23 protein-coding genes are annotated in these 26922 nt (G+C 67.4%); 13 read left to right on the plus strand and 10 right to left on the minus strand.

The features are described 5' to 3' along the window. Nucleotides 1–11: 11 nt before the first annotated feature. Nucleotides 12–1109, minus strand: a complete 1098-nt coding sequence (locus RR42_RS03745; protein ID WP_043344193.1) for a substrate-binding domain-containing protein — start codon at nucleotides 1107–1109, stop codon at nucleotides 12–14. 298 nt (nucleotides 1110–1407) lie between these two features. Here RR42_RS03745 and RR42_RS03750 point away from each other — a divergent pair, with 298 nt between their 5' ends. The 5 genes from RR42_RS03750 (at nucleotide 1408) to RR42_RS03770 (ending at nucleotide 7480) form a co-directional block, all read left to right on the plus strand. After that, on the plus strand, nucleotides 1408–1923 hold the full coding sequence (locus tag RR42_RS03750) for a formate dehydrogenase subunit gamma (RefSeq protein WP_043344195.1): 516 nt from the start codon (nucleotides 1408–1410) through the stop codon (nucleotides 1921–1923). Then, nucleotides 1920–3473 (plus strand): formate dehydrogenase beta subunit, encoded by a 1554-nt coding sequence (locus RR42_RS03755; protein ID WP_043344198.1) that lies wholly within the window; start codon nucleotides 1920–1922, stop codon nucleotides 3471–3473. The genes RR42_RS03750 and RR42_RS03755 overlap by 4 nt, the downstream gene beginning before the upstream one ends. Nucleotides 3474–3561: 88 nt before the next feature. Continuing rightward, a complete protein-coding gene (gene fdhF, locus RR42_RS03760) occupies nucleotides 3562–6417 on the plus strand; it encodes a formate dehydrogenase subunit alpha (protein ID WP_043351318.1) in 2856 nt (951 codons plus the stop codon). Continuing rightward, complete coding sequence (fdhD, locus tag RR42_RS03765; RefSeq protein ID WP_052494430.1) at nucleotides 6414–7259, plus strand: formate dehydrogenase accessory sulfurtransferase FdhD; 846 nt, start codon at nucleotides 6414–6416, stop codon at nucleotides 7257–7259. The genes fdhF and fdhD overlap by 4 nt, the downstream gene beginning before the upstream one ends. Continuing rightward, nucleotides 7256–7480, plus strand: a complete 225-nt coding sequence (locus RR42_RS03770) for a formate dehydrogenase subunit delta (RefSeq protein ID WP_043344201.1) — start codon at nucleotides 7256–7258, stop codon at nucleotides 7478–7480. Before fdhD ends, RR42_RS03770 begins: the two co-directional genes overlap by 4 nt. A gap of 83 nt (nucleotides 7481–7563) precedes the next feature. Here RR42_RS03770 and RR42_RS03775 read toward each other — a convergent pair whose 3' ends face one another. Genes RR42_RS03775 through RR42_RS03785 form a run of 3 tightly spaced genes read right to left on the minus strand, consistent with a single transcriptional unit; the run spans nucleotide 7564 to nucleotide 10914 of the window. Continuing rightward, nucleotides 7564–8259 carry a transglycosylase domain-containing protein gene (locus RR42_RS03775; protein ID WP_043344204.1) on the minus strand — a complete coding sequence of 232 codons (696 nt, stop codon included), beginning with the start codon at nucleotides 8257–8259 and terminating at the stop codon, nucleotides 7564–7566. 53 nt (nucleotides 8260–8312) lie between these two features. Beyond that, nucleotides 8313–9362, minus strand: a complete 1050-nt coding sequence (locus RR42_RS03780) for an Ldh family oxidoreductase (protein ID WP_043344208.1) — start codon at nucleotides 9360–9362, stop codon at nucleotides 8313–8315. A 25-nt stretch (nucleotides 9363–9387) separates the two neighbouring features. Beyond that, nucleotides 9388–10914 (minus strand): DASS family sodium-coupled anion symporter, encoded by a 1527-nt coding sequence (locus RR42_RS03785; RefSeq protein WP_043344210.1) that lies wholly within the window; start codon nucleotides 10912–10914, stop codon nucleotides 9388–9390. Nucleotides 10915–11324: 410 nt separating this feature from the next. Between RR42_RS03785 and RR42_RS03790 the strand changes: the two genes are divergently transcribed. Together RR42_RS03790 and RR42_RS03795 are read left to right on the plus strand one after the other, a co-directional pair. After that, entirely contained in the window at nucleotides 11325–11579 is a 255-nt protein-coding gene (locus tag RR42_RS03790; protein ID WP_043344214.1) for a hypothetical protein, read from the plus strand. A 64-nt stretch (nucleotides 11580–11643) separates the two neighbouring features. After that, entirely contained in the window at nucleotides 11644–12435 is a 792-nt protein-coding gene (locus RR42_RS03795) for a tyrosine-protein phosphatase (protein WP_052494431.1), read from the plus strand. A gap of 22 nt (nucleotides 12436–12457) precedes the next feature. Here RR42_RS03795 and RR42_RS03800 read toward each other — a convergent pair whose 3' ends face one another. Both RR42_RS03800 and RR42_RS03805 read right to left on the minus strand, forming a co-directional pair. Beyond that, nucleotides 12458–13684, minus strand: a complete 1227-nt coding sequence (locus RR42_RS03800) for an acetate/propionate family kinase (protein ID WP_043344217.1) — start codon at nucleotides 13682–13684, stop codon at nucleotides 12458–12460. Between the two features lie 73 nt (nucleotides 13685–13757). After that, complete coding sequence (locus tag RR42_RS03805) at nucleotides 13758–14699, minus strand: phosphate acetyltransferase (RefSeq protein ID WP_043344219.1); 942 nt, start codon at nucleotides 14697–14699, stop codon at nucleotides 13758–13760. A 331-nt stretch (nucleotides 14700–15030) separates the two neighbouring features. Here RR42_RS03805 and RR42_RS03810 point away from each other — a divergent pair, with 331 nt between their 5' ends. From RR42_RS03810 to RR42_RS03825, 4 genes are all read left to right on the plus strand, one after another. Beyond that, nucleotides 15031–17379, plus strand: coding sequence for a DUF3141 domain-containing protein (locus RR42_RS03810; RefSeq protein WP_052494746.1), 2349 nt, complete (start codon nucleotides 15031–15033; stop codon nucleotides 17377–17379). 57 nt (nucleotides 17380–17436) lie between these two features. Further along, the gene (gene fabI / locus RR42_RS03815) at nucleotides 17437–18216 is read left to right on the plus strand and encodes an enoyl-ACP reductase FabI (RefSeq protein ID WP_043344222.1); all 780 of its coding nucleotides are present in this window, start codon (nucleotides 17437–17439) and stop codon (nucleotides 18214–18216) included. A 125-nt stretch (nucleotides 18217–18341) separates the two neighbouring features. Continuing rightward, nucleotides 18342–18584: an RNA recognition motif domain-containing protein gene (locus RR42_RS03820; RefSeq protein WP_043344225.1), complete on the plus strand. Its 243-nt coding sequence runs from the start codon at nucleotides 18342–18344 to the stop codon at nucleotides 18582–18584. Nucleotides 18585–18694: 110 nt separating this feature from the next. Then, the gene (locus tag RR42_RS03825; protein WP_043344228.1) at nucleotides 18695–19498 is read left to right on the plus strand and encodes a TOBE domain-containing protein; all 804 of its coding nucleotides are present in this window, start codon (nucleotides 18695–18697) and stop codon (nucleotides 19496–19498) included. 7 nt (nucleotides 19499–19505) lie between these two features. Here the strand turns inward: RR42_RS03825 and RR42_RS03830 are convergent, their stop codons facing one another. The 3 genes from RR42_RS03830 to modA all read right to left on the minus strand — a co-directional run bounded on the left by RR42_RS03830 (nucleotide 19506) and on the right by modA (nucleotide 21837). Continuing rightward, the gene (locus RR42_RS03830; RefSeq protein WP_043344233.1) at nucleotides 19506–20228 is read right to left on the minus strand and encodes an ATP-binding cassette domain-containing protein; all 723 of its coding nucleotides are present in this window, start codon (nucleotides 20226–20228) and stop codon (nucleotides 19506–19508) included. A 6-nt stretch (nucleotides 20229–20234) separates the two neighbouring features. Beyond that, nucleotides 20235–20906 carry a molybdate ABC transporter permease subunit gene (gene modB, locus RR42_RS03835; RefSeq protein ID WP_043351326.1) on the minus strand — a complete coding sequence of 224 codons (672 nt, stop codon included), beginning with the start codon at nucleotides 20904–20906 and terminating at the stop codon, nucleotides 20235–20237. Nucleotides 20907–21018: 112 nt separating this feature from the next. Then, nucleotides 21019–21837: a molybdate ABC transporter substrate-binding protein gene (modA, locus tag RR42_RS03840; RefSeq protein WP_236701970.1), complete on the minus strand. Its 819-nt coding sequence runs from the start codon at nucleotides 21835–21837 to the stop codon at nucleotides 21019–21021. A 278-nt stretch (nucleotides 21838–22115) separates the two neighbouring features. Between modA and RR42_RS03845 the strand changes: the two genes are divergently transcribed. Further along, nucleotides 22116–24242 carry a bifunctional 2',3'-cyclic-nucleotide 2'-phosphodiesterase/3'-nucleotidase gene (locus tag RR42_RS03845; RefSeq protein WP_236701971.1) on the plus strand — a complete coding sequence of 709 codons (2127 nt, stop codon included), beginning with the start codon at nucleotides 22116–22118 and terminating at the stop codon, nucleotides 24240–24242. Nucleotides 24243–24261: 19 nt separating this feature from the next. Beyond that, nucleotides 24262–25101 carry a tetratricopeptide repeat protein gene (locus tag RR42_RS03850; protein WP_236701972.1) on the plus strand — a complete coding sequence of 280 codons (840 nt, stop codon included), beginning with the start codon at nucleotides 24262–24264 and terminating at the stop codon, nucleotides 25099–25101. 529 nt (nucleotides 25102–25630) lie between these two features. Here the strand turns inward: RR42_RS03850 and RR42_RS03855 are convergent. Further along, nucleotides 25631–26614: a tripartite tricarboxylate transporter substrate binding protein gene (locus RR42_RS03855; protein ID WP_043344239.1), complete on the minus strand. Its 984-nt coding sequence runs from the start codon at nucleotides 26612–26614 to the stop codon at nucleotides 25631–25633. Nucleotides 26615–26922: the final 308 nt, after the last annotated feature.

Here is a 26922-nt window from a genome sequence, read left to right on the forward strand (position 1 = left end):
CGCCAGCCTGGTCAGCCGCTCGGGCCCACGCGCTCGGGGAACGCCTCTTCCAGCGTCAAGACCGTGCCGGTCAGGCTACCGTCATAGCCGGGCAGGGCATCCACCACCTGGCGGAAACCGGCGCTCCTGAGTGCCGCCACGGCGCCGGCCAGCGCCGGGCTCTGCAGGCGCTCCCGCTCGATCACAAAGAAGTACCGTTCCTTGAGCACCGGCACGAAATCCAGCCCGAAGCGGCGCGCCGCCGTCTCCACGCCGAACCCCGCATCCGCCATGCCGCTGCCGATATAGGCGGCCACCGCGGCATGGGTGAACTCGCCATTGCTGTACCCCTCGATGCGCCCGCTGTCGATGCCGCGCGCCTTGAGCATCAGGTCCAGCAGCAGCCGCGTGCCGGAACCGGTCTGGCGGTTGACGAAGCGCACGTCGGCGCGGCAGAGGTCTTGCAGCGTGGTGACCTGCTTCGGGTTGCCGGGGCGCACGAAGATGCCTTGCGAGCGCACCGCGAGCTGGATCAGGCAATGGGTCTGCGGACGGATCCATGTGGCAAAGCTCGCCAGCATGTCCCGCTCGAATTCGCCGATCGGCACATGGAAGCCGGCAATATCGCAGGCACCTTGCGCAAGTGCTGCAACCGCCTCAAGACTGCCGCAGTACTTCAGGTCGTGGCGCACCCGGTGTGCATCCAGGAAATCATGCAGCGCCGCCACCGCGAAGCCATGGCTGGCGTGCAGGCGCAGCGTGGTGCCGGGTTGGTCCGCCAGCTTCTTCAGTTCGATTTCCAGCTCCGAGGCCAGGCTTTCCAGCGTGGGAGACAGCCGCGCGGCAATGCGCTTGCTGGCCCACACCAGTTGCTGCGCCAGCGGCGACAGCGCGCTGCCGCGCCCACGGGTCTTGTCGATCAGCGCGCCGCCGAACAGGGTTTGCGCGTCGCGCAGGATGCCCCAGGCGTAGCGGTAGGACAGGCCGGTCGCCTGCGCCGACTGGCTGATGCTGCCTGTGCTTTCAATATGCCCGAGCAAGGTGACCAGGCGGGACACGTCAAGTGGGGCGCCGGCGGCATCGCTGTCGTCGCGGATTTGGAGGTGGGGCTGGATCGAGATGCGAATCATATGAGAAAAATAGCATATTGCTCGAACGCGGCCAACTGCCTATAGTCCGCTCGAAGAGGCATAGCACCCGCTAAAAGCGCATTTGGAGCGCGCCTGGCTGGCCAGGTGAGATGGGGAATGCCCGTTCAGAGCCCCCAATATATGAAAAAAATAGCATATAAAGCGGTCGCCGCAACACGGTGTGCCGCGCCCCGCAGCCAATCCTGGCAAGACGCGCAAGCCAATGCGCCACAACGTCTGCCGCCGGCCTTGCGCTTGAGCGCTTGCGCCGGCCCGAGCTGCGCCACCAGGAGACTCGATGTCTGATTCCGCCGCCAAGCCAGCCGCCAGCGCCGTGCGCGACCCGGTCGCCCGTATCGTGGCCGCCCGCCACGAGATGCCGGGCGCCTTGCTGCCCATCCTCCACGAGATCCAGGACACGGTAGGCTATGTGCCCGCCGACGCCTTGCCCGAGATTGCCCGCGCGCTCAACCTGTCGCGTGCCGAGGTGCATGGCGTGGTCACCTTCTATCACCACTTTCGCGACAGCAAGCCGGGCCGGCACGTGGTGCAGGTATGCCGCGCGGAAGCGTGCCAGTCGGTTGGCAGCGATGCCCTTGCCGCGCACGCCGAGCGCGCGCTGGGCTGCGGATTCCATGAAACCACCGCCGATGGCGCGTTCACGCTGGAGCCGGTGTATTGCCTCGGCCAGTGCGCCTGCGGCCCGGCCGTGATGATCGACGGGGCGCTGGCTGGCCGTGTCACGCCGCAGCGCTTCGATACGCTGATCAAAGCCTGCGCGGACGTGGCTGTCGGGCAGGAGGTGCAAGCATGAGCATCACCGTGTTCGTACCCCGCGATTCCAGCGCGCTGGCCATGGGCGCCGATGCGGTGGCCCGCGCCATCGCGCGTGAGGCCGCGGCGCGTGGCGCCAGCATCGAACTGGTGCGCAACGGCTCGCGCGGCATGTTCTGGCTTGAGCCGCTGGTTGAAGTGCAGACCACCGCCGGACGCGTGGCCTACGGGCCGGTTACCCCCGAAGATGTCGCCGCGCTGTTCGATGCCGGCTTCCTGGCTGGTGGCGCGCATGCGCTGGCGCTTGGACTCACCGAGGAAATCCCGTTCCTCAAGGGGCAGGAGCGCTTGACCTTTGCCCGCATGGGCATCACCGATCCGCTCTCGCTTGCCGACTACATCGCACACGATGGCTATGCCGGCCTGACCCGCGCGCTGACGCTGGACGGCGCGCAGATCGTGCAGGAAGTGACCGACTCCGGCCTGCGCGGGCGCGGGGGCGCGGCGTTTCCCACGGGCATCAAGTGGCAGACGGTGCACCAGGCGCAGTCGCCCATCAAGTACGTGGTCTGCAATGCCGATGAAGGCGACTCCGGCACCTTCTCCGACCGCATGGTGATGGAAGGCGACCCGTTCATGCTGATCGAAGGCATGACCATCGCCGGCCTCGCTGTCGGCGCGGAGCATGGCTATATCTACGTGCGCTCTGAATACCCGCACGCCATCGCCGTGCTGGAATCCGCCATCGGCATCGCGCAGGCGGCCGGCTGGCTGGGCGACGATCTGCGCGGCAGCGGCCGGCGCTTCCGGCTGGACGTGCGCAAGGGCGCCGGCGCCTATGTCTGCGGCGAGGAAACCGCGCTGCTGGAAAGCCTGGAGGGCAAGCGCGGCGTGGTGCGCGCCAAGCCGCCGCTGCCGGCCATCGAAGGGCTGTTCGGCAAGCCCACCATCATCAACAACGTGATCTCGCTGGCCACCGTGCCGGTGATCCTCGCGCGCGGCGCACAGTTCTATCGCGACTTCGGCATGGGCCGCTCGCGCGGCACGCTGCCGTTCCAGATCGCCGGCAATGTGCGCCAGGGCGGGCTGGTGGAGAAAGCCTTCGGCGTGACCCTGCGCGAACTGCTCGAGGGCTACGGCCAGGGCACGCGCAGCGCGCGGCCTATCCGCGCGGTGCAGGTGGGCGGCCCGCTGGGCGCGTACCTGCCGGTGTCGCGGCTGGATACGCCGATGGACTACGAAGCCTTCGCTGCGTTCGGCGCGGTGCTGGGGCATGGCGGCATCGTGGTGTTCGACGACACTGTCGACATGGCCAGGCAAGCCCGCTACGCGATGGAGTTCTGCGCCATCGAATCCTGCGGCAAGTGCACGCCGTGCCGGATCGGCTCCACGCGCGGCGTCGAGGTGATCGACAAGATCATCGCGGGCGACCAGCCGGTGAAGCACGTCAAGCTGGTGCGCGACCTGTGCGACACCATGCTGGGCGGATCGCTGTGCGCCATGGGCGGCATGACGCCGTACCCGGTGCTGTCGGCGCTGGACGCATTCCCGGAAGACTTTGGCGTGGCAGTGCCGGCCAAAGCAGCCTGAGCGTAGCGCCTCGGCCTATCGAACCGGCGCTGCCACTGCGCCACTCTGAATCACCAGTATGCGGCCCAGGCCGCAGCGGGAGCCCGCCTTGAACACACGCAACGAAATCGACTTCGGCACGCCGGCCAGCGATTCACAACAGCAGGTCACCCTTGAGATCGACGGCGTCGACGTGACCGTGCCCGCCGGCACCTCGCTGATGCGCGCCGCCGTGCAAGCCGGTGTGAACGTGCCCAAGCTGTGCGCCACCGATAGCCTCAAGTCCTTCGGCTCCTGCCGCCTGTGCCTGGTCGAGATCGAAGGCCGGCGGGGCTTCCCCGCCTCGTGCACCACGCCGGCCGAAGCCGGCATGAAGGTCAAGACGCAAACCGACAAGCTGGCCGACCTGCGCCGCGGCGTGATGGAGCTGTATATCTCCGACCATCCGCTGGACTGCCTGACCTGCCCCACCAATGGCAACTGCGAGTTGCAGGACATGGCCGGCGTGGTCGGCCTGCGCGAAGTGCGCTATGGGTACGACGGCGCCAACCACCGCGCCGAGGCCAAGGATGAGTCCAATCCGTATTTCACCTACGATCCCTCCAAGTGCATCGTGTGCAATCGCTGCGTGCGCGCCTGCGAAGAAACCCAGGGCACCTTCGCGCTCACCATCAGCGGCCGCGGCTTCGATGCGCGCGTGACGGCGGGGCAGGGCGACAGCTTCATGGATTCCGACTGCGTGTCGTGCGGCGCCTGCGTGCAGGCGTGCCCTACCGCCACGCTGGCCGAGACCTCCATCATCCGCATGGGGCAGCCGGAGCACAGCAAGGTCACCACTTGCGCTTACTGTGGCGTGGGCTGCGCCTTCAAGGCGGAGATGAAGGGCAATGAAGTGGTGCGCATGGTGCCGTACAAGAATGGCCAGGCCAACGAGGGGCACTCGTGCGTGAAGGGCCGCTTCGCCTTTGGCTATGCGACCCACAAAGACCGCATCCTGAACCCGATGATCCGCGCCAGGATCACGGACCCGTGGCGCGAAGTGTCGTGGGAAGAAGCGATCAGCCACGCGGCTTCCGAGTTCAAGCGCATCCAGGCCAAGCATGGCCGCGAGGCCATCGGCGGTATCGTTTCCTCGCGCTGCACCAACGAGGAAGGCTACCTGGTGCAGAAGCTGGTGCGCGCCGCCTTCGGCAACAACAACGTCGATACCTGCGCGCGGGTCTGCCACTCGCCCACCGGCTACGGCCTCAAGCAGACGCTGGGCGAATCCGCCGGCACGCAGACCTTCCGCTCGGTGGAGAAGGCGGACGTCATCATGGTGATGGGCGCCAACCCGACCGACGGCCATCCCGTGTTTGCCTCGCGCATGAAAAAGCGCCTGCGCGCCGGCGCCAAGCTGATCGTGATCGATCCGCGCCGCATCGACCTGGTCGATTCGCCGCACGTGCGCGCCGACTTCCACCTGCAATTGCGTCCCGGCACCAATGTGGCGGTGGTCACGTCGATGGCCCACGTGATCGTCAGCGAAGGCCTGATGGCCGAGTCGTTCATCGCCGAGCGTTGCGAGGACCGCGCGTTCCAGCAATGGCGCGACTTCGTCATGTTGCCGGAGAACTCGCCGGAGGCCATGGCCGAGATCACCGGCATTCCCGCCGGGCAACTGCGGGGCGCGGCGCGCCTGTACGCCACCGGCGGCAATGCCGCGATCTATTACGGCCTGGGCGTGACTGAACATGCGCAGGGCTCGACCACCGTGATGGGCATCGCCAACCTCGCCATGTGCACGGGCAATATCGGCCGCGAAGGCGTGGGCGTGAACCCGCTGCGCGGACAGAACAACGTGCAGGGCTCGTGCGATATCGGCTCGTTCCCGCATGAACTGCCGGGCTACCGCCACGTGTCGGATTCCACCACGCGTGGGCTGTTCGAATCCGCGTGGAATGTGGAGATCAGCCCGGAGCCGGGCCTGCGCATTCCCAATATGTTCGAGGCCGCGCTGTCCGGCAGCTTCATGGGCCTGTACTGCCAGGGTGAAGACATCGTGCAGTCCGACCCGAACACGCAGCACGTGTCGGCGGCGCTGTCGGCCATGGAGTGCATCGTGGTGCAGGACATCTTCCTCAACGAGACCGCCAAGTACGCACACGTATTCCTGCCGGGCTCGTCCTTCCTGGAGAAGGACGGCACCTTCACCAACGCCGAGCGCCGTATCTCGCGTGTGCGCAAAGTGATGCCGCCCAAGGCCCGCTATGCCGACTGGGAAGCCACCGTGCTGCTGTCCAACGCGCTGGGCTATCCGATGGACTACAAGCATCCTTCGGAGATCATGGACGAGATCGCGCGGCTCACGCCCACTTTCAGCGGCGTCAGCTACCAGCGCCTGGAAGAACTCGGCAGCATCCAGTGGCCGTGCAACGACGCCGCGCCCGAGGGCACGCCGACCATGCACATCGACGCATTCCTGCGCGGCAAGGGCAAGTTCATCATCACCCGCTACGTGCCCACCAACGAGCGCGTGAACCGCAAGTTCCCGCTGATCCTCACCACGGGCCGCATCCTGTCGCAGTACAACGTCGGCGCGCAGACACGCCGCACCGAGAACGTGATGTGGCATGACGAGGATCGCCTCGAGGTCCATCCGCACGACGCCGAGGAACGCGGCATCAAGGACGGCGACTGGGTCGGCGTGCAAAGCCGCGCGGGCGAAACCGTGCTGCGCGCCATCGTCAGCGAGCGCATGCAGCCGGGCGTGGTCTACACCACCTTCCACTTCCCGGAGTCGGGCGCCAATGTGATCACCACCGACAACTCGGACTGGGCGACCAACTGCCCCGAGTACAAGGTCACCGCGGTGCAGGTCATGCCGGTGGCGCAGCCGTCCGAATGGCAGCGCCAGTACCGTGATTTCCACGATCAGCAGATGCAGCTGCTGCAGGCGGCCAGCGCCGAGGCAGGGCCGGCATGACAATCTGCGAACTCGCCATGGCCGACGCCGAGCCGGTCACCCACAGCACCTTCGAGGTCAGCCGCAGCCGCCTGGGCGAGCTGGCACTGGAGGACGACGAGATTGCCGAGGAAGTGCCGGTTGCGCTCGAATACAACGGCATCTCGCATGCGGTCATGCTGGCCTCGCCGGCCGATCTCGAAGACTTCGCGCTGGGCTTCAGCCTGAGCGAAGGGCTGGTGGCCAGCCCGCGCGATGTTTATGAGATCGAGACCGAGGTCCGCCCCGAGGGTATCGCGGTGCGGTTGCGCATCGCGGCGCAAGCCTTCGCCGCGCTCAAGGATCGGCGCCGCGCCATGGCGGGCCGTACCGGCTGCGGCCTGTGCGGCACCGAATCGCTGCAGGAAGTCATGCGCGCCCCGGCACCCGTCAGCAGCGGCGCCAGCTTCGGCGACGCGGCGATGTACGCGGCATTCACGCAGTTGCAGACCCGGCAGGAACTGCTGCGCCACACCGGCGCCACGCACGCCGCCGCCTGGCTGCGCGCCGACGGCCAGGTCGCGCTGGTCCGCGAAGACGTGGGCCGCCACAATGCGCTCGACAAACTGATCGGCGCGCTGGCACGCACCGGCGAGGACCGCTCGCGCGGCGCCGTGCTGGTGACCAGCCGCGCCAGCTACGAAATGGTGCTCAAGACGGCCAGCGCCGGCGTCGGCGTGCTCGCGGCCGTCTCCGGTCCGACCGCGCTGGCGGTACGCCTGGCGATCGACGCCGGCATCACGCTCGCCGGCTTTGTGCGCACAGGGCGCCACGTGGTCTACTCTCATCCCCAACGTTTGCACAGCAGGACGGAACAGCCATGAACTCCGACAATCTCGTCAAGATGGCGAACCAGATCGGCACCTTCTTCGAAGCCATGCCGGACCGCGAAGAAGCGGTGGCCGATATCGCCGGCCATATCAAGCGCTTCTGGGAACCACGCATGCGGCGCGCTTTGCTGGCGCGGCTGGACGGCAGTGAAGACGCCGGGCTGGATGAGATCGTCTTGCTGGCGGTGACGAGGCATCGGGGGGTGTTGGAGTGATGGGGGGACGTTTGTTGGGGGCGGCGCTGTTTCTTTGATCGGCGTTGGTTCTTGGGTGCAAAAACCATCGCCGCTCAATCAACCTACTTCAACCTCAACGGCTCCAACAACGCCGCATCATATTCCCCTCTCCCGATCCTCCCCAGCTCCAGCATCCGCAGCAAGATATACGCCTGCCGCTGCCGGGCGCGACGAGGATTCACCACCGGGTTGTTCGCCGAAGGCGCCTTCGGCAATCCAGCCAGCATCGCGCATTCCGCCAGAGTCAGCTCGCCCACCGGCTTGCCAAAATACGTCTCGGCTGCCTCGGCAAAGCCATAGGCCCCTTGCCCAAGGTAGACCTTGTTCATGTAGAGCTCGAGGATCTCGTCCTTGCTCATGGCGTGTTCGATCCGGTAAGCCAGCAGCACCTCATACAGCTTGCGGGTATAGGTCTTCTTGCGCGAGAGGAAGAAATTGCGCGCCACCTGCATGGTGATGGTGGATGCGCCCTGCGACAGCTCATCGGACAGGTTGGCCACGCCGGCGCGGATCACGCCCACATAGTCGATGCCGTCATGCAGGTAGAAGCGGTCGTCCTCGATGGCTACCACCGCCTGGGTCAGCTTGGGGGGTATCTCGCCGATGGGCACGTAGCCGGGCGACTGGCGGAAAGTGGTGAGCGCGTCCAGCGTGGGCAGCTGGCGCTGAGCGACGAGCACGGCGAGCGTGCCGAGCAGGGCTGCGCCCAGGATGAGCAGCAGCACCAGCTTGAGAAAATTCGACCAGAGACGTTCCATGGGCCGTATTGTGCCAGCACCGGCCATGTCCCCGCCCAAGCCGCCGCGCGGGTTCAGCCCGCCGGCAGTGCCACGCCAAGTTCCTTTGCCAGCGTTTCCAGGTTGCGCCAGATCGCAGGGTTCACTTCCAGGTGGGTGGTGGTTAGCGCGCGGTTGGCGGCTTCGAACTCGCCCGGGTATTGCACGTTGTCAAAGCCCGGGGCGGGCGGCGTGTCGTGCAGGTAGTTGACGAAGGCTTCCACCTCCGCGCCTTGCCAGCTCAGCCCCAGGTCCAGTTCCGGGTTCATCAGCACCGCGAACATATTGTTGGTGGCCACGCCGCCGCGCGGGTTCTCCGGCTGGATGGTGCCGCCGCCTGACAGCACGCCCGCGAGCAGTTCGGCGACCACGCCGAGCGCATAGCCCTTGTGGCCGCCGAAGGGCAGCAGCGCGCCCGGGTGTTCGCTGAACATGGCCCCGGCATCGGTGGTGGGGTTGCCGTCGCCATCGATGATGCTGTTCTCCGGCGCGGGCTCGCCTTTCTCGGCCAGCACGCGGGCCTTGTTGATGGCGATGGCGCTGGTGGCGATATCCACCACCAGGGGCGGGCGGCCGTTGGGCATCGGCCCGGCGAAGCACAGCGGGTTGGTGGTCAGCCGCGCGGTGCGCCCGCCGTAGGGGGCCACTACCGGGGAGCGGTTGATCACATTGGTAAAGCTCAGCAGCACGAAGCGCTCCTTGGCCACCATCTCGCCGTAGTGGCCCATGCGGCCCAGGTGGTGCGAGCGGCGCAGCGTGACGATGCAGTGGCCGTGCTGGCGCACGCGCTCGATGGCGGTCTCGATGACGCACTTGCCCACGTGCTGGCCGAAGCCGCCGTTGCCGTCGAACACCAGCAGGCTGTCGCGGTCGAGCACGCATTCGGCGCGGCCCGCCGGGTTGACGTTGCCGGTTGCGAGCGAGCGCTGGTAGTTGGGCAGGATCGACAGGCCATGGCTGGTGTAGCCGCAGCGGTCGGCCTCGACCAGGTGCTCGGCCACGTCGTTGGCGATGTCGGTCGGCACGCCTTGCGCGGCGAGCAGGTCGCGGGCGAGCCGGGTGGCGGATTGCAGTGTTATCTTCATGTTCGTTTCTTGTCCCGGTGTGCGCTCAGATCCAGCCCAGCCAGCGCCAGTAGGTAGCGGCGAACAGCAGCATCAGGGCGTAGCCGATCACCGTCACGGGGATGCCGACCTTGGCGAACTGCTTGCCGTTGAAGGTGTCCGTGCCCAGGCAAACCATGTTTTGCGGGGCATTGATCGGCAGGATGAAGCCGAAGCTCACGGTGAAGCCGAGCAGCATCGTCAGGCCGATCTGGTGGATATTGCCCGGCAGCGTCTGCAGCACCGAGATCAGGATCGGCAGCAGCGCCGCGGTGAGCGCGGTGGCGCTGGCAAAGCCGAGGTGGATCAGGATCAGGAAGGCGGCCAGGATGGCGAACACCAGGATCGGGCCTTGCGTGGCAAGCCCGGAGTTGGCCACCACGAACTTGCCCAGCCACTGGCCGGCCTGCGTGGTGAGCAGCGCGGTACCCAGGCTGATGCCCACCCCGAACACGATCAGCGTGCCCCACGGCGTGCGTTGCTGCATGGTCTTCCAGTCCATCACGCCAATGCGCGGCATCATCAGGATCACCAGGCCGACGAAGGTCACGGTGGCGGTGTCGAACTGGTGCAGCTTGCCCTCGGTCGCCCAGAACAGCAGCAGCCCGATGGACACGGCGGCAAGCCGCTTCTGCGGGCCGCTCATCGGGCCCAGCCCGGCGAGTTCCTTTTGCACGGCTTCTTTGCCGCCGGGGATGGCCTCGGTCTCGGCGGGCAACAGGAACCGCACCAGGAAATACAGCACGACCGACATCACGATGGCCCACGGCGCGCCGGCGATCAGCCATTGCAGCCAGGTGATGCGCTCACCCAGCAGCTTGTCCATGAAGCCCACCGTCAGCAGGTTCTGCGCGGCGGCGGTCTGGATGCCGACGTTCCAGATGCTGGTGGCCATGGCCACGGTGATCATGATGCCGGCGGCGATATTGGATTTCTTGTCGACCCCGAAGGCCGCGATCACGCCCATCATGATCGGCACCACACAGGCGCTGCGCGCGGTGGCGCTCGGCACCACCAGCGACAGCGCGATGGTCACCGCGATGCTGCCGATCAGGATGCGCCGCGTGCTGGTGCCGATGGCCGACAGCGTGACCAGCGCGATGCGCCGGTCGAGCCCGGTCACCGTCATCGCCGCCGAGATAAAGAGAGCGGCGGCAACCAGGGCCAGCGCGGTGTTGGAGAACCCTGCCAGCGCCATGCCGAGCGCGCGGGAGGTGCCGTATTGCGTGGCTGGGTCCGCCACCGTGGGCGCGAAGCCGATCAGCGCGGCCATCAGCGCTGTGATCATGATGGCGCTGGCCTCATAGGAGACCGCCTCGGTGATCCACACCACGATGGCAAAGGCGAGGATCGCCAGCATGCGATGTCCCGCCACCGGCAGGTCCGGGGGCAGGGGCAGGGCGAGTATGCCGATCAGTACCAGGACGGCGGCGTAGAGGCCCCATGGCGTGGATTTGCCGGGCGCGGCTTGCGCGGCGGCAGCCACACCGATAGCGGCGGGGGCGGCTTGGGTTGGAGTGCGCGGGTCTGTCATCGCTTTGCCTTTTCTTGTTGATCTTGGTTCGACACGGGAAGGCGGACGTCACGCGCGGGCAGATGGCTAGCCTGTGACTGGCAGGGTGGCGGCGTCGTTCGGCGGCGTTCCGTGAAGACCTGGCGGAGGCGGGAGACCGGCTTGCGGCCGGGCTGCCGCGTTCGACATGGGGAAATTATCGTGCCGGCCAACCGTGCCTGTCGAGGGTGGATCCGGGCGCATATGACGCGGATCAAGGAACCGGCTCGCACAGGGAAATTTCGATGCGCCAGGCGGTCAGACTTTCAGATCATTGCGATACAAGTGCTTGATACAAGGGCTTGCGGGCGCTCGCGCAGCGAGTGCAACAACCGGCGGACCCGCACACTGGTGAGCCGCGCGAACGTGATCTGAAAATTCTGGAGTGCATGATGAAGGTTTTAGTGAGAGGGCTACGTGCCGGAGTCGACGCATCCGCGCTGCGCACGGCTCTGGCCGCCTACGTGCGGGTCAAGGACATCGAGCTGATCCGCGAGGGCGACTGTGCGCATCCCTGGGCCTGGGTCGACCTGGATCTCGACGATGTGGACCCGATGAGCGTGTGGAAACTGGTGGCGAAGCTCGATCGCCGTTATATTGCTGGCTGCCATACGCGCTGGCATGTGCCGGCCTATCGCGCGCGCTGAGCCGCCAACACGTGCCGTGCGGTGCGCGCGCCACCGAACGACAAACACAGGGTAGGGACACACGATGCAGGAAAACATGGCCGATGCGCCATCACAAGGTGCCGGCGTGCGGGGCAACGCGGCGCTGGCGCTGGACAATGTGGTCAATCTGCGCGACCTCGGCGGCCTCGCCACGCGCGACGGCCACCGCGTGCGTGGCGGCAAGCTGTTTCGCAGCGGCAATCCGGGCCTGGCCAGCGCGGCGGATATGGAACGGCTGCGCGCATTGCAGCTGGACATGGTGATCGACTTTCGCTCGCCCAGTGAGAAGACCGCCGCGGAAAGCCCCTTTGGCGAGGCCTTCCGATGGGTCGCCACACCGGTGCTCGAAGGCACCATGTCGATGGCCGAGCTGATGCCGCGTTTGCGTGACGGCAGCGCGCAGCAGATGGAAGCCTTCATGCTGGAGGTCTATGGTGACTTTCCACGCAAGTACCAGGCCGCCTTTGGCGGCTTCCTGAAGACTGCGGAGCAGGGCGGCAACCTGCTGTACCACTGCACCGCGGGCAAGGATCGTACCGGCTTTGCCTCGATGCTGCTGCTAGCCGGCCTGGGCGTGGAGCGTGGCATCATCATGGCCAACTACCTGGAATCGAATCACTGGAATCAGGGCTTCAACCAGAAGATGAGCGCCGGCGCGGCGCAGTTCGGCGTCGATCCCGCGGTGATGTGGCCGCTGCTGGCGGTGAAGGCCGCTTACCTGGAAGCTTCGATGCAGGCCATCGAGCAGGACTACGGCGGCATCGATGCCTACCTGGGCGACGTGCTCAAGGTGGACGCCGGACGCTTGCGCCAGGCCTATCTCGTACGCGCTTAGCGATCCTTGCCGCCCAGGAGCACTACGCTCGTGCGTGGTGCTCCATCATGATGCGCGCGGTATTGAGCGCGATCATGCCTTCCTCGTCGGTAGGCAGTACCAGGACCGGCACGCGGCTGTTGTCGCGGCTGATGCGCTGGCGGTTTTCGTTGTTGGCGCCGGCGTCCAGGCTGATGCCAAACAGATCCGCCAGCCGCGCGCAGATCTTCTCGCGCACGGGAGGCGAGTTGGCGCCGATGCCGGCGGTGAACACCAGCGCATCCAGGCCGCCCAGCGTGGCCGCCAGCTTGCCAATTTCCTGCGCCGCGCGGTAGGCGTAGAAATCAATCGCCAGGCGCGCGCGCGGCGCGTCGCTGGCCAGCAGGGCGCGCATGTCGCTGCTGACGCCCGACAGTCCCTTCAGCCCTGACTCCTGGTACAGCATTGTCTCGATATCCTTGGTGCTCATGCCTTGCTGCGACAGCCACAGGATGGCGCCGGCATCGATGGCGCCGCAGCGCGTGCCCATCGGCAGGCCGTCGAGCGCGGTCAGGCCCATGGTGGATTCCACGCTGCGCCCGTCGCGCATGGCGCACAGGCTGGCGCCGTTGCCCAGGTGCGCCACGATCACGCGGCCCTGTGCCAGGTCGGGCGCGATCTGCTGCAGGCGGCGCGCGATGTATTCGTAGGACAGGCCGTGAAAGCCGTAACGGCGGATGCCGCGTTCGAAGTATTCATACGGCAGCGCCAGCAGTTGCGCCAGCGGGTCGTGCCCGGCGTGAAAGGCGGTATCGAAGCAGGCGACCTGCAGCAGCGCCGGCACGGCGGCGCGCACCGCGCGGATCGCCGTGAGGTTGTGCGGCTGGTGCAGCGGCGCAAGCGGGATCAATGCTTCCAGCTTGGTTATGACGTCGTCGTCGATCTTCACGGCAGCGGAGAAATCCGCGCCGCCATGCACTACGCGATGGCCGATCGCCACCGGCGGCGCATCGCGCAGCCCGATGCTGAGCACCAGCCGGATCAGGCGGAAGGCCGCGTCGTGATCGGCCACCTGCGCCACCGGAAAGCGTTCGTCCGCGACAATGCGGCCGTCCGCCATGCTGGCGCTCAGGCGCGGCGACACGCCGATGCCCTCGATCTGCCCGTGCGCGCTGAGCACCGGGTTGATGTCGGCATTGGCGTGCGCGGCCTCGGGCACGGCGTACACCGAGACCTTGACGCTGGAGGAGCCGGCGTTGACGACGAGGATGGTGGGATGGGTGGCGCTCACGCTGGCAAGCCTCCTTGTGACGGTGACGTTGACTGTGACGTTGACTGTGATGGTGGTCGAGACGGCGGAGCGTTCAGACCTTGCTGGACGCCTGGCCAGTGCGGCGCGCATGCGCCAGCAGCACGGCAATCGCGCAACTGCCGATGCGCGCGCGCACGCTGTCGGCGCGGCTGGTGACGATGATGGGCACGCGCGCGCCCAGCACGATGCCGGCGGCTTCGGCGCCGGCCAGGAAGGTGAGCTGCTTGGCCAGCATGTTGCCGGCTTCCAGGTCGGGCACGAGCAGGATGTCGGGATCGCCCGCGACCTCGGAGACGATGCCCTTTGTCACCGCGGCTTCATGGCTGATCGCGTTGTCGAACGCGAGCGGGCCGTCGAGGATGCCGCCTTCGATCTGGCCGCGCCGGCTCATCATGCACAGCGCGGCCGCGTCGATGGTGGAGGGGATCTTGTCGGTGACGGTTTCCACCGCCGAGAGGATGGCCACCTTGGGGCGCTCGATGCCCAGCACGCGCAGCAGATCGATCGCGTTGCGGCAGATGTCCGCCTTGTCGTTGAGCGTGGGAAAGATATTGACGGCGGCGTCGGTGATGAAAAGCGGCTTGTGATAGCTCGGCACGTCCATGGCAAACACATGCGAAAGGCGCCGCCCCGTGCGCAGGCCAGTGGTGGACGCGGTGACTTCGTGCAGCAGCTCATCGGTGTGCAGGCTGCCCTTCATCAGCAGCTCGGCCTCGCCCGCGCGGACTGCCGCGACGGCGCGCGCGGCGGCGGCATGGCTGTGCGGCACGTCGATCAGCACGCTGTCGCCAAGGTCCAGCGCATTGGCGTCGGCCACCTGGCGGATGCGTGCTTCGGGCCCGATCAGCAGCGGCACGATCAGGCCGAGGCTGGCCGCCTGCAGCGCGCCGCCGAGCGAGGAAGCATCGCAGGGATGCGCCACCGCGGTGGGAATGGCGGGCAAATCCTGGCAGCGCGCCAGCAGGACGGAGTACTTGTCGGGCGTGTGGGTCATCGGCGTTCCGGTGCGTCGGGGTTGCGGTGCGACCGCGCGGACATGCTGCGTCGCGCAAAAAACAATGGCCAGTATAGGTGATGTTTCCTTCGGCACGATGACATTGGCGCGCGCCTTGCGCCAGGTCACGCCGGCCGCGGATCCGCCCATGCTGCGGGTTGTCAAGCACGATGCGGGCTGGTAGATTGTGCCGTGCTGCAGGGCAGCAATTCCGTGCGATCGCCTGGAAACGACTGCCTTCAGCGCCACACCGCAGAACGTAGAACGCAGAAGGGGAAGCCGAGTGAATGCACGTGATCCCGCCATCCATGCTGGCAGCGCCGCCGCCGGCATGCCACCGCTTTTGTCCGATGCGTGGTCCTACGCGCATGACGCCTGGCAGCGCGCCATCCTGTTGCTCGACATCCTGCGCGAGCGCGGCAACCAGACCTTCGAGCACGAGCGCGAGGGCATGCCGCCGGTGCTGGTCTTCGAGCACGAGGTGGTGATCGACGCGCGCACGCTGGCGCAACCCGCCAACTACGCGCTGCTGCGCATACTGCCGCCGGCCGGGATCGTCACCGACGACACCAAGCGGCCCTTCGTGGTGATCGATCCGCGCGCCGGGCATGGCCCTGGCATCGGCGGCTTCAAGATCGACAGCGAGATCGGCATCGCGCTGCGCAGCGGCCATCCCTGCTACTTCGTCACCTTTTTTCCGTTGCCTTGCCCGGGCCAGACCATCGAGTGCGTGGCGCGCGCCGAAGCGCTGTTCCTGCTCACCGTGGCCGAGCGCCATCCGCAAGCGCAGGGCAAGCCGTTCGTGATCGGCAACTGCCAGGGCGGCTGGGCGCTGATGATGCTGGCGGCCGCCGCGCCGGAACTGGTCGGCCCCATCCTGCTGGCCGGATCGCCGCTGGCCTACTGGTCGGGCGTGCGCGGGCGCAACCCGATGCGCTACAGCGGCGGGCTGCTGGGCGGCTCGTGGCTGTCGTCCTTTGCTTCGGATCTCGGCAATGGCCGCTTTGACGGGGCCTGGCTGGTGCAGAATTTCGAGCAGCTCAATCCGTCCAACACATACTGGAAAAAGCTCTACGACGTCTATGCGCAGGTGGATACGGAGCGCGAGCGCTTCCTGGCGTTCGAGCGCTGGTGGGGCGGGCATTTCCTGCTCAACCGCGCCGAGATCGACTGGATCGTGCAGAACCTGTTCGTTGGCAATCACCTCACGGCCGGCGAGGTGCGCAGCGCGGATGGCAGCGTCGCGGTGGACCTGCGCAATGTGCGCTCGCCCATCGTGGTCTTTGCTTCCTGGGGCGACAACATCACGCCGCCGCAGCAGGCGCTGAACTGGATTCCCGATCTCTACGCCAGCGTCGACGAGATCGTCGCCAACGATCAGGTCATCGTCTACTGCCTGCATGAAAAGGTCGGGCATCTCGGCATTTTCGTCTCGGCCGGCGTGGCCAATCGCGAGCATACCGAGCTGTTCTCGGCGCTGGACCTGATCGACGTGCTGCCGCCCGGGCTGTACGAGGCGCGCATCGAAGACATCGCGCCGGGCACCTCGCACCTGGAACTGATCGAAGGCCGCTACCTGGTGCGCTTCGAGCGCAGGACCATCGACGACATCCTCGCGCTGGACGATGGCCGTGACGACGAGCGTGCGTTCGAGGTGGTGCGCCGCGTGGCCGAAGTCAATCAGCGCCTGTACGACACGTTCGCCTCGCCGGCGGTGCAGGCCGCATCCAACGAGCTGAGCGCTTACGCGATGCGGCAGGTGCATCCGGCGCGGCTGGAGCGCTCGCTGGCGTCGGACGCGAATCCGTGGATGGCGTGGATCGCCGCGCTGGCGCCGTCGGTGCGCGAGGCGCGCCAGCCGGTGGCGCCGGACAATCCCTTCGTCACGCTGGAGGGCGCGGTGTCCGACACCATCGTGCGCACGCTCGACGCGTGGCGCGACCAGCGCGATGCCTTCCAGGAACAGCTCTTCGAGGCGTTGTACCAGTCGCCATGGCTGTCCGCGCTGATGGGCTTCTCGCCTGGCGCCGAAAAGCGCGGCCCGCCACCGCTGAGCGCAGCGCTGCGCCAGGAACTGGCCGCGCGGCGCATCCATGAGGCAGAGGCGGGCATCGAGCAGGGTACGCCGCTCGATGCCTTCATGCGCATCCTTTGCTTTGTGGCGGACGAGAACACCAGCATCGAGGAGCGGCCTTTCAACCTGATGCGGCAGATGGCGCGCGAGCACCTGGAGCAGCAGCCGGACATCGCCACCGTCAAGGCCGCGGTCAGGCGGCAGAGCATGATCGTGGGGCTGGACGCCGGGCGGGCCGTGGCCGCGCTGCCGCTGCTGGTGCCGGACAGCGCGCTGCGCCATCGCATCATGATGGCGATCCATCGCATCGTGACCGTGGTGGGGCCGCTCGAAGGCGCCCGCCTGGCGCGCTACCGCGAGGTGGCGCGCGTGCTGGGCACCGATCATACGGTGCGGCAAACTGTGCAGCCCGCCACCGCAGCGCCCGTGGCGCCCGCACCCGTGGAAACGCCGCGCATGGTGCGCGAAGCCGCTTCGCCGGAAGCCAGCGCACGCGTTCGCAAGGCAGGCACGGCGGTGGCCAGCGCGGCCAAGCCCGGCAAGGTCGCCAAGCCGCGCAAGGCGGTCAGGCCTTCGGCGCGGCGTAACGCCAAGACAGGCACCTGAACCAGGCGGGCATAAGCCGGCGCCGTCAGGGCGCGCATTCACGAAGCGAGGGACATCATGGTGCAAGTACCCAACCCCCCATTGCTGGGCGCGCGCGTGCTGGTGGTCGGCGTGGCCAACGCGGAGTCCATCGCGTGGGGCTGCGCGCGGGCCTTCCGCGAGCTTGGCGCTGAACTGGCAATCACCTATCTCAACGAAAAGGCCTACCCGCATGTGGCGCCGCTGGCTGAATCGGTGGGCGCGACGATCCTGATGCCGCTCGACGTGGAGGACGCGGGCCAGGAGCAGGCGCTGTTCGAGCGGATCACCCGGCAATGGGGCCAGCTCGACGTGCTGGTGCACTCGGTGGCCTTCGCGCCCAAGGACGACTTGCAGGGCGGGCTGCTCAATGCGTCGGCGGCCGGCTTCGCGCGCGCCATGGACGTGTCCTGCCATTCCTTCGTGCGCCTGGCGCGGCGCGCGGTGCCGCTGATGCGCGAGGGCGGCAGCCTGTTCGCCATGAGTTACGAGGGCGCCAACCGCGTGGTGCCGAACTACAACCTGATGGGCCCGGTCAAGGCGGCGCTGGAGGCCTCCTGCCGCTACCTGGCGCACGAGCTCGGCCCGAGCGGCATCCGCGTGCACGCCATTTCGCCGGGGCCGCTCAAGACCCGCGCGGCGTCCGGGCTCAAGGATTTCGAGCAATTGCTGGCGGATGCCGCGGGCCGTGCCCCGCTGGGCGAGCTGGTCGACATCATGGATGTCGGTTTTGCCACCGCCTACCTGGCGACGCCCTACGCGCGCCGGATTTCCGGCAACACCGTGTACGTGGACGGCGGCGCGCACATCATGGGCTGACTGCCGCCACGGGCGCAATGCGCGGCCCGCGGCCCACGGCCCGCCTCGGGCCGCCTACAATGAGCTAGACAACGGAGGCACGCGCTGCCCGCCACGTGCGCGCCGCCTCATATCGGGAGCAAGACATGAAGGTACTCATCCGGGGCCTGCACCGCGATGTGACCGAACAGATGCTGCGCGACAAGCTGGCGACCTACGCACCGGTGACGTCCGTGGAACTGATGCGCGAGGGCGATCCGAACCACCCTTGGGCCTGGGTCAACCTGGATATCGATGCTTTCACCGCGTGGCGCCTGCTGCGCCAGCTGGATCGCCAGTACTTCGCCGGCAGCATGATGCGCTGGTATATCCCGGCCCACCAGGGTTGACGCGCTGGCAAGATGAGACCGGGCGTGTGCCGCGCGCCGCCATGCTTTGGCATTAAGATAAGCGCCTTCTGCCACTTTGCTGCGCTGCCACGCGGTAGCGCCATTCCCGCATGCTAGAACTCGATGGTGCGATCTGGTTTCGCTCGGGCTCCCAGGACTGGGGCGGGCGCGAACGCATCGCCCTGCTGGCCGCGATCGGCGAGCACGGCTCGATCACCGCCGCCGCCAAGGCGGTCGGGCTGAGCTACAAGGGCGCCTGGGATGCCATCGACGCGATGAACAACAGCGCGGGCGAGCCGCTGGTGGTGCGCGCCGCCGGCGGCAAGGGCGGCGGCGGCACCGTGCTGACCGAGCGCGCCGCCAGCCTGATCCGCACCTACCGCGCGCTTGAGCACGAGCACCGGCTCTTTATCGAACACCTTGCCAGCCTCGGCAACGTCAGCGAGACGGCGCAGGACGATCTTCACCTGATGCGGCGTTTCATGATCAAGACCAGTGCGCGCAACAAGCTCTTCGGCAAGGTGGCCGCGATCCGCGGCGGCGCCGTCAACGACGAGGTCACGCTGTCGCTCGCGGGCGGCCAGCACGTGGTAGCCACCATCACCCACGAAAGCGTGGAGACGCTGGGCCTCGTGCCCGGCGCCGAAGCCTTCGCGCTGATCAAGGCTTCCTCGGTCCTGCTGGGACTGCCTGACCCCGGGCTGCGGCTCTCGGCGCGCAATCAGTTGCCTGGCAAGGTGACCCGTGTGCTGCCGGGTGCCGTCAATGCCGAGGTGGCGCTGGAACTGGATGGCGGCGGCACCGTGGTGGCCGTTGTCACCAACGACAGCGTGAGCGCGCTGGGGCTCGCCGAGGGCAGCCGCGCGCTGGCGATCTTCAAGGCGTCGAGCGTGATCCTGGGCACCATGGGCTGAGCCAGCCTCAGACCGCACGCGCCGAGACGGGCGCGTACACCTGTGGATGCCCCTTCACGGGCGCGGCGCCAAAGATGCGGCCTTCGCGCACTTCCAGCACGTGGTCGCCGAGCGCTTCCACGTCGTCGGGGTCGTGCGAGATCACCAGCATGGGCACTTCCAGGCTGGCCTGCAGCGCGCGCAGCTCGGCGCGCATGCGTACGCGCAGCGCCGGGTCCAGCGCGGAGAACGGCTCGTCCAGCAGCACGATATCGGGCCGCGCTGCCAGCGCGCGCGCCAGCGCGGCGCGTTGCTTCTGGCCGCCGGAGATCTCGCCGGGATAGTTGCCGGTGATCGCGCCAAGGCCAAACGCATCGATCCAGCGCTGCGCTTGCGGGTGGTGCGTGTTGCGGCGCGGGTTACGCCAGCCCCGCTCCAGCCCGAAGGCGATGTTCTGCGCGACCGTCAGATGCGGGAACAAGGCGTAGTCCTGGAACAGGTACGCCACGCGCCGCTCCTGCGGGCGCACGTTGACATGTGTCTCGCTGTCGAACAGGGTGCGGCCGTTGAGCACGATGCGTCCACTGTCCGGCGTGAGCAATCCGGCGATGGCGCGCAGCGTCAGGCTCTTGCCCGCGCCGGAGGGGCCAAACAGCGCAATGCGCTTGCTTGCCGAATCGAAGGCGATATCCAGCCCGAACCTGCGGTCGGCGGAACCGAGCTGCTTGCGTACGGTGACTTGCATGGTCATGGCGGCCTACCGGTACATTTTGCGGGTGGGCGGCACCAGCCGCCCGGCGGCTACCAGCAGCACCACGCAGGTGAGGGACGTGACCAGCACCAGCAGGTTGGCGGTGTTGTCGTCCCCGGCCTGCACGGCTTCGTAGATGGCAACCGACAGCGTTTGCGTGCGCCCGGGCAGGTTGCCCGCCACCATCAGCGTGGCGCCGAACTCGCCCAGCGCGCGGGCAAAGGCCAGCAGCACGCCAGCGATGATGCCACGTGAGGCCAGCGGCAGCGTCACGCGAAAAAAGATGCCGGCCTCCGGTGTGCCGAGTACGCGCGCGGCGTCCTCAAGCTGCGAGTCCACCCCTTCGAAGGCGGCGCGGGCCGACTTCAGCACCAGCGGGAAGGCCACGATGGTGGAGGCCAGCACCGCGCCTTGCCAGGTAAAGACCAGTTCGATGCCGAGCCGGCCGAGCCACTCGCCGAACACGCCGCGGCGCCCGACCAGCACCAGCAGGTAGTAGCCGAGCACGGTGGGCGGCAGGACCAGCGGCAGCGTGAGCAGGGCGTCGACCACGTCGCGCGCGGCCGATTGCCAGCGCGACAGTGCAAAGGCCGCGCCCACGCCCAGCACGGCATTGAGCACGGTGGCCCAGCCCGCCACTTTGAGCGACAGCGACAGCGGGACCCAGACAGCTTCCAGGGAGGTCATCAGCATAAACGCTTGCCGGCGGAGCCAGGCAGGCGGCAAGGTGGATTCAGGTTGGCGGCGCGCCCGGGCGCCGGGGCTGGGGGCAAGGATCAGGGATTATGGCTTACGGTTTGAGAAATCCATACCTGGCCAGCACCGCTTGCCCTTCCGGCGAGCTCACGTAGCCGAGGAATGCCGCGGCCTGCTCGGGCTGCCTGGTGTGCGAGGTGATGGCGATCGGATACGTGACCGGCTGGCGCGTCGGCACCCGCAGCGCCACCTTGACCTTGTCCGGCATGATCGCCGCATCGGTGGCGAACACGAAGCCGGCATCGACTTCGCCACGGGCCACGTAATCCAGGCTCTGGCGCACGTTTTGCGCCATCACGCCCTTGGCCGAGACCGCATCCCACACGCCCGCTCCTTCCAGCGCGCCCTTGGTATAGCGGCCCACCGGCACCGACGCCGGGTTGCCGAAGGCCACGCGCTTGAACTCGGGGCGGGCCAGGTCCTGCAGCTTGCCCACGTCCAGCTTGCTGTCGGCCGGCAGGATCAGCGCGAGCTGGTTGGCGGCGAAATCGCGGCGCGACGCAGGCTGCACCACGCGTTCGGCCACGGCCTTGTTCATTGCGTCCTGGTCGGCCGAGGCAAACACATCGGCCGGCGCGCCGTTGACGATCTGCTGCATCAGCACGTCGGAGGCGCCGAAGTTGAGGATCACCTTGGTCTGGGGGTGCGCGCGTTCGTAGGATTCGGCGAGCGACTTGAAGGCATTGGTCAGGCTGGCCGCGGCGGAGACCACCAGGTCCGCGCCAAAGGCGGCCGGGGCGGATAGCGCCAGGGTGGCGGACAGCAGCAGGCCGGCCGCCAGCGAGGCGCGTCGGGCGCCGCGCGGCTGGCGGGACTGGGCAGGCAACGCAGCGGAGGTCTGGATCATGGGCATGGAGGGGGGGGAGGGTGGCCGGAAGCGGGTTGGATAGCAGGCGAGCCAGGCCGGGATGTGCCCGCCAGACGTGCTCGCCAAATGCGCAATATATGACGGTATATAACGCGGCGTCAATGGCACGTTGGATCAGGACAGGGCATATCGGCGGGCCGTCCGGGTGCGCCTGCCGCCAACGGCCCGTCGTCACGGTGGTGTAACGCACGCGGCACTCTGCTGCCATTTACGCTCGGGACAATGTCCGGCTCCAGGCACAACAAGAAAGAAGGGAGCCACCAATGCACCGCTGTCCGACCGACGTTCTACCCGCGCGCGCCGCACCCGCTTCGTCCCCGCTTCTCGCTGTGCCCACGGTGGCCGCGCTGGGTGCCGCCATCGTGGCCGCCGTGCTGCTGGCCGCCTGCGGCTCCGATGACAGTCCCGCTGCCCCTGGCACGGGCACGGGTGTCACGCCGCAGGCCGATAGCGTCTCGGCCGGCACCAAGGCCACGCTGGCCTTGCTGGAAACCACCGACTTGCACACCAATGTGCGCAGCTACGACTACTTCAAGCTGGCCGAGGACAAATCCTTCGGCTTCGAGCGCGTGGCAACCCTGATCAAGCAGGCGCGCGCCGAGTTTCCCAACACCCTGCTGCTGGACAACGGCGACACGATCCAGGGCACCGCGCTGGCCGATTACCAGGCCCAGGTCAACCCGCTCAAGTGCGGCGAGACCCTGGCCATGTACAAGGTGATGAACGCGGCCAGGTTCGACGGTGGCGGCATCGGCAACCACGAGTTCAACTACGGCCTGGGCTATCTGAACCAAGTCACGGGCAACCGCTTCAACGTGGATGGCCTGCCCGACCCGTCCGTGCAGACGCCATGCGCCGGGCCGGCCTTCCCGCAGGTGCTGGCCAACGTGTACAGCGTGCGCACGCGCGCGCCGCTGTTCCAGCCCTACACCATCATCACCCGCCAGATCACCGCCACCGGGCCCGACGGCAACCCCGTCACGGTGCCGGTCAAGGTCGGCATCATCGGTTTCACGCCGCCCGCGATCATGAGCTGGGACAAGCGCTGGCTCGACGGCAAGGTCTACACCGAGGGCGTGAAGGAAACCGCCGAGAAGTACGTGCCGGAGATGCGCGCCAAGGGTGCCGATCTGGTGGTGGTGATCTCGCACGGTGGGCTCGATGCTTCCGCGTACTCGCCCACCATGGAGAACGGCAGCTGGCACCTGTCCAAGGTGGCCGGCGTGGACGCCATGCTGATCGGCCACTCGCACCAGGTCTTCCCCGATGCCACCAGCACGGTCGCGCAGTTCAACCTGCCGGGCGTGGACAAGGTGCGCGGCACGGTCAACGGCGTGCCTACCGTGATGGCCGACTACTGGGGCCGCCGCCTCGGCGTGATCAAGCTGCAGCTCGCGCACGACGGCAATCGCTGGGTGGTCGACAAGAGCGCTACCACGGTGCAGGCGCGCTCGATCCAGAATGCCGACAAGAGCTATGTGGCGGCCGATGCCAGCGTGGCGGCCGCGGTCGATGCCGAGCACCAGGCCACCATCGCCTACGTGAAGACGCCGATCGGCACCACCGACTACCGCATGAGCACGTACTTCGCCGATGTGGGCGATCCCGGTGCGATCCAGATCGTCAACCAGGCGCAGGCGGCCTACGTGAAGGACTACATCGCCGCCAACCTGCCGGCGCTGGCCGCGCTGCCGGTGCTGTCCGTCTCCGCACCGTTCAAGAGCGGCTTTGGCGGCGGCAACGACTACACCGACGTGCAGTCCGGCAACCTCGCCATCAACAATGCAGCCGATCTCTACCTCTACCCCAACACCATCTACGCGGTGAAGGTGAGCGGCAGCGACGTCAAGGCCTGGCTGGAGACCGCCGCCAAGCGCTTCAACCTGATCGATCCGGCCAAGACCGCCGACCAGCCGCTCATCAGCAGCTTCCCTGGCTATAACTTCGACATGTTCACCTCTCCTGACCTGCAGTACGAGATCGACGTGACGCAGCCGGAGGGCAGCCGCATCAAGAACCTCGCGTACAAGGGCGTGCCGCTCGACGCCAGCCAGCAGTTCATCGTGGCCACCAACAACTACCGCGCCAGCGGCGGCGGCAATTTCCCCGGCCTGGACGGCAGCAAGACGGTCTACGCCTCGCCGGACGCCAGCCGCGATGTGCTGATCGCTTACATCAAGAAGGCCGGCGCCATCACGCGCGCCACCAACGGCGCCGCGCGCAGCTGGCGCTTCACCAAGGTGGCCACGGCCGGCAAGGTGGTGTTTGCTTCCGCGCCAGGCCAGCTGGCGCAGGCGCAAGCCGCCGGCCTCGCCAATGTCGCGCTGGAGCAGGCGAGCTACGACACCACCAAGAACCTGTCGCTATACAGCGTCGACCTCAACCAGTAAGGCGGCAATGAGCACGGCAATGAGCACGGTAACGAATACGCCAATGAAGGGAACGACGGCGCCGGCATGCGGTGCGCCTGTGCGTCGCCACGGCCATCGGCGCCGCCTGCATCCGGTCATTGCCGCGGCGCTGGTGGCGGTCGCGGTGGCGGCAGGCTGCGTGGGCGGGGCTTCGGCGTGGCGCGAGCATGCCAGCGCGCGCCACGCGCAGCTTGCCCAGTGGCAGACGCGGGCCGGCTCGGCCGCAGACGAAGAGGCGCTCGCGGCGCTGCGCAAGGCGGCGCGGGCGGGAGAGGGCGCGGCCCAGGCCGCGCTTGGCGAAGCGTTGTGGGCAAGCGGGGATGCGGCGGCGCACGCCGAAGGCCGGGACTGGCTCAAGCAGGCCGCCGGGGCGGGCGATGCGCGCGCGCATTTCGTGCTGGGCAAGGCGGCTTTCCTCGGCGATGCGCAGCGCGCGCCCGACGCCGAGGCGGCCTGGCACCACTTCGAGCTGGCCGCCGCGGCGGGCAATACCGGGGCCGCGTACTACCTCGGCCTGCTGCACCGTGGCGGTTATGGCCGCACGCCGGACCCGGCCGCGGCCGCGCGCTGGTTCGAGCAGGCCGCCGATGCCGGCGTGCCGCAGGCGATGTTCATGCTGGCCAACGCTTATCGTGAAGGTGCAGGCGTGCCGCGCGACGAGGTCCGCGCGGTGGCGTGGTACGAGGCCGCGGCCGAGCGCGAGCATCCGGAATCGATCCAGGCGCTGGCGATGGCCTATCGGTATGGCGAGCTGGGGTTGAAGCCGGATGAAGGCAGTTTTCGTGCGCATCTGGCGGAGACCGCGCATGCGTTGAAGCATCCGGCTTTGAGTCCTTGAGTCCTTGAGTCCTTGATTCCTTGGTTCCGCTTTGCGAGGTTGGTCGCGGTTTCTTTTCGCGGCGTTGGTTTTTGGACCCAAGTGCCATACGACATCCCCCTGCGGGGGCTGCCGGTCACTCTTCTTTGCGTCGGCAAAGAAGACTAACGAGAAGAAAGCCGACCCTGCCGGGGGCAGAGCAATCAGGCTTTCGGATAGCGCTGGTTTCGTCGTGCGGCCCGGAGTGTTGGCGGGCATCTGCCGGTACCGGCTTGACTGGCCACGAGTCTGCGGGCGTCCCGTTTTCGTCGTGGGCGCGGTGGCACCGCCGCAATGGTTCTGAGGCATTCACCACCGCACCCACCCAACCACGAAACCATCACGGCGTGACATATCGTGGTGCTTTGCACTGGTACCGGAAGATGAGTGAAGCGAGTAGCCTGACCACGAAACCATGGGGCTGCGCAACTCCGACACGCCAGCAGCTAGAAGCAGTAAAACGCCGCCCCAAAACGCCACCCCCGCGTCGGCGGGCCAGTCCGCTACCAGCTCAGTCAATCCTGATATCTGCCGCCTTCACCACCTTCGCCCACTTCACGATCTCGCTGCGCTGGAACTGCGCAAACTCCCCGGGCGACATCCCCGACGGCTCCATGCCCAGCTTCTCCAGCCGCGCCTGCATGTCCGGCGTCTTGATGATCGCCGAGATCTCCTTGTACAAGCGGTCCACGATCGGCTTGGGCGTATTTGCCGGCGCAAAGATCGCTTGCCAGGATTCCAGCTCGTAGCCGCTGACGCCGGCCTCGGCCATCGTCGGCACATTCGGCATGCTCTTGATGCGCCTGGCGGACGTCACGGCCAGCGCCCGCAGCTTGCCCGAGTCGATGTGCTGGGCGGCCACCACGGTCGTATCGAACATCATCGGCACCTGCCCCGCCATCACGTCCTGGATCGCTGGGCCGCTGCCTTTGTAGGGGATGTGCGTGATCTTGATGCCGGCCAGGCTCTTGAACAATTCACCGGCCAGGTGCTGCGAGGTGCCGTTGCCGGCGGATGCGAAGGCGAGCGTGTCCGGCTTGGCCTTGGCTTCGGCCACGATGTCCTTCACTGTCTTGAACGGGCTGCCGGCGCTGACTACCAGCACATTGGCATTGGTGCCGATCAGCGTGATGGGGGCGAAGGATTTGACCACGTCGTACGGCATCTTCGGGTACAGGCTGGCATTGATCGCGTGCGAGCTGATGGTGCCGCCGAGGATGGTGTAGCCATCGGGCGCGGCCTTGGAAGCGTAGTCGGAGCCGATATTGCCGCCGGCGCCGGGGCGGTTCTCCACCACCACGGTGGTGCCCAGCGCCTGGCCCAGGCGCTGGCCGATCAGGCGCGCCAGGGTATCGGTGGTGCCCCCGGGCGGGAACGGCACCACGTAGGTGATCGGTTTGCTGGGCCAGCTGGCCTGGGCAGATGCGCTCAGCGGGAGGGCGGCGGCAGCCAGGGTCGCCGCGGCGGCCAGCAGCGCAAGGGCTTGGCGTTTCATGGGGTTGGGTCTCCTCGGTTTTTCTTGGGATGGTGAGGTGATGGTTAAATACTAGTGAATCACCGGGCGGCCGGCGTAGCCGGCGCGGCTGTAGCTCATCTGCGCGGTGCGCGAGCGGTGCCCGAAGGCGCGCAGGCGTCCTGCCTCTCCGCGCCAAAGACAGCTGATGATAGCGCTGTCATTTGTCGTCTACAACGCAGGCGTGATCGGGGTTAACCCGTCGCGTGCCCCCCCATCGCAGCCCGCGGCGTGGTGCGGGCGCTATCATGGCGCCCATGCCGGCCCTGCGCCCAGCCGGCTTTTTTTGC

Source organism: Cupriavidus basilensis, assembly GCF_000832305.1.
Classification (GTDB): Bacteria; Pseudomonadota; Gammaproteobacteria; order Burkholderiales; family Burkholderiaceae; genus Cupriavidus; species Cupriavidus basilensis_F.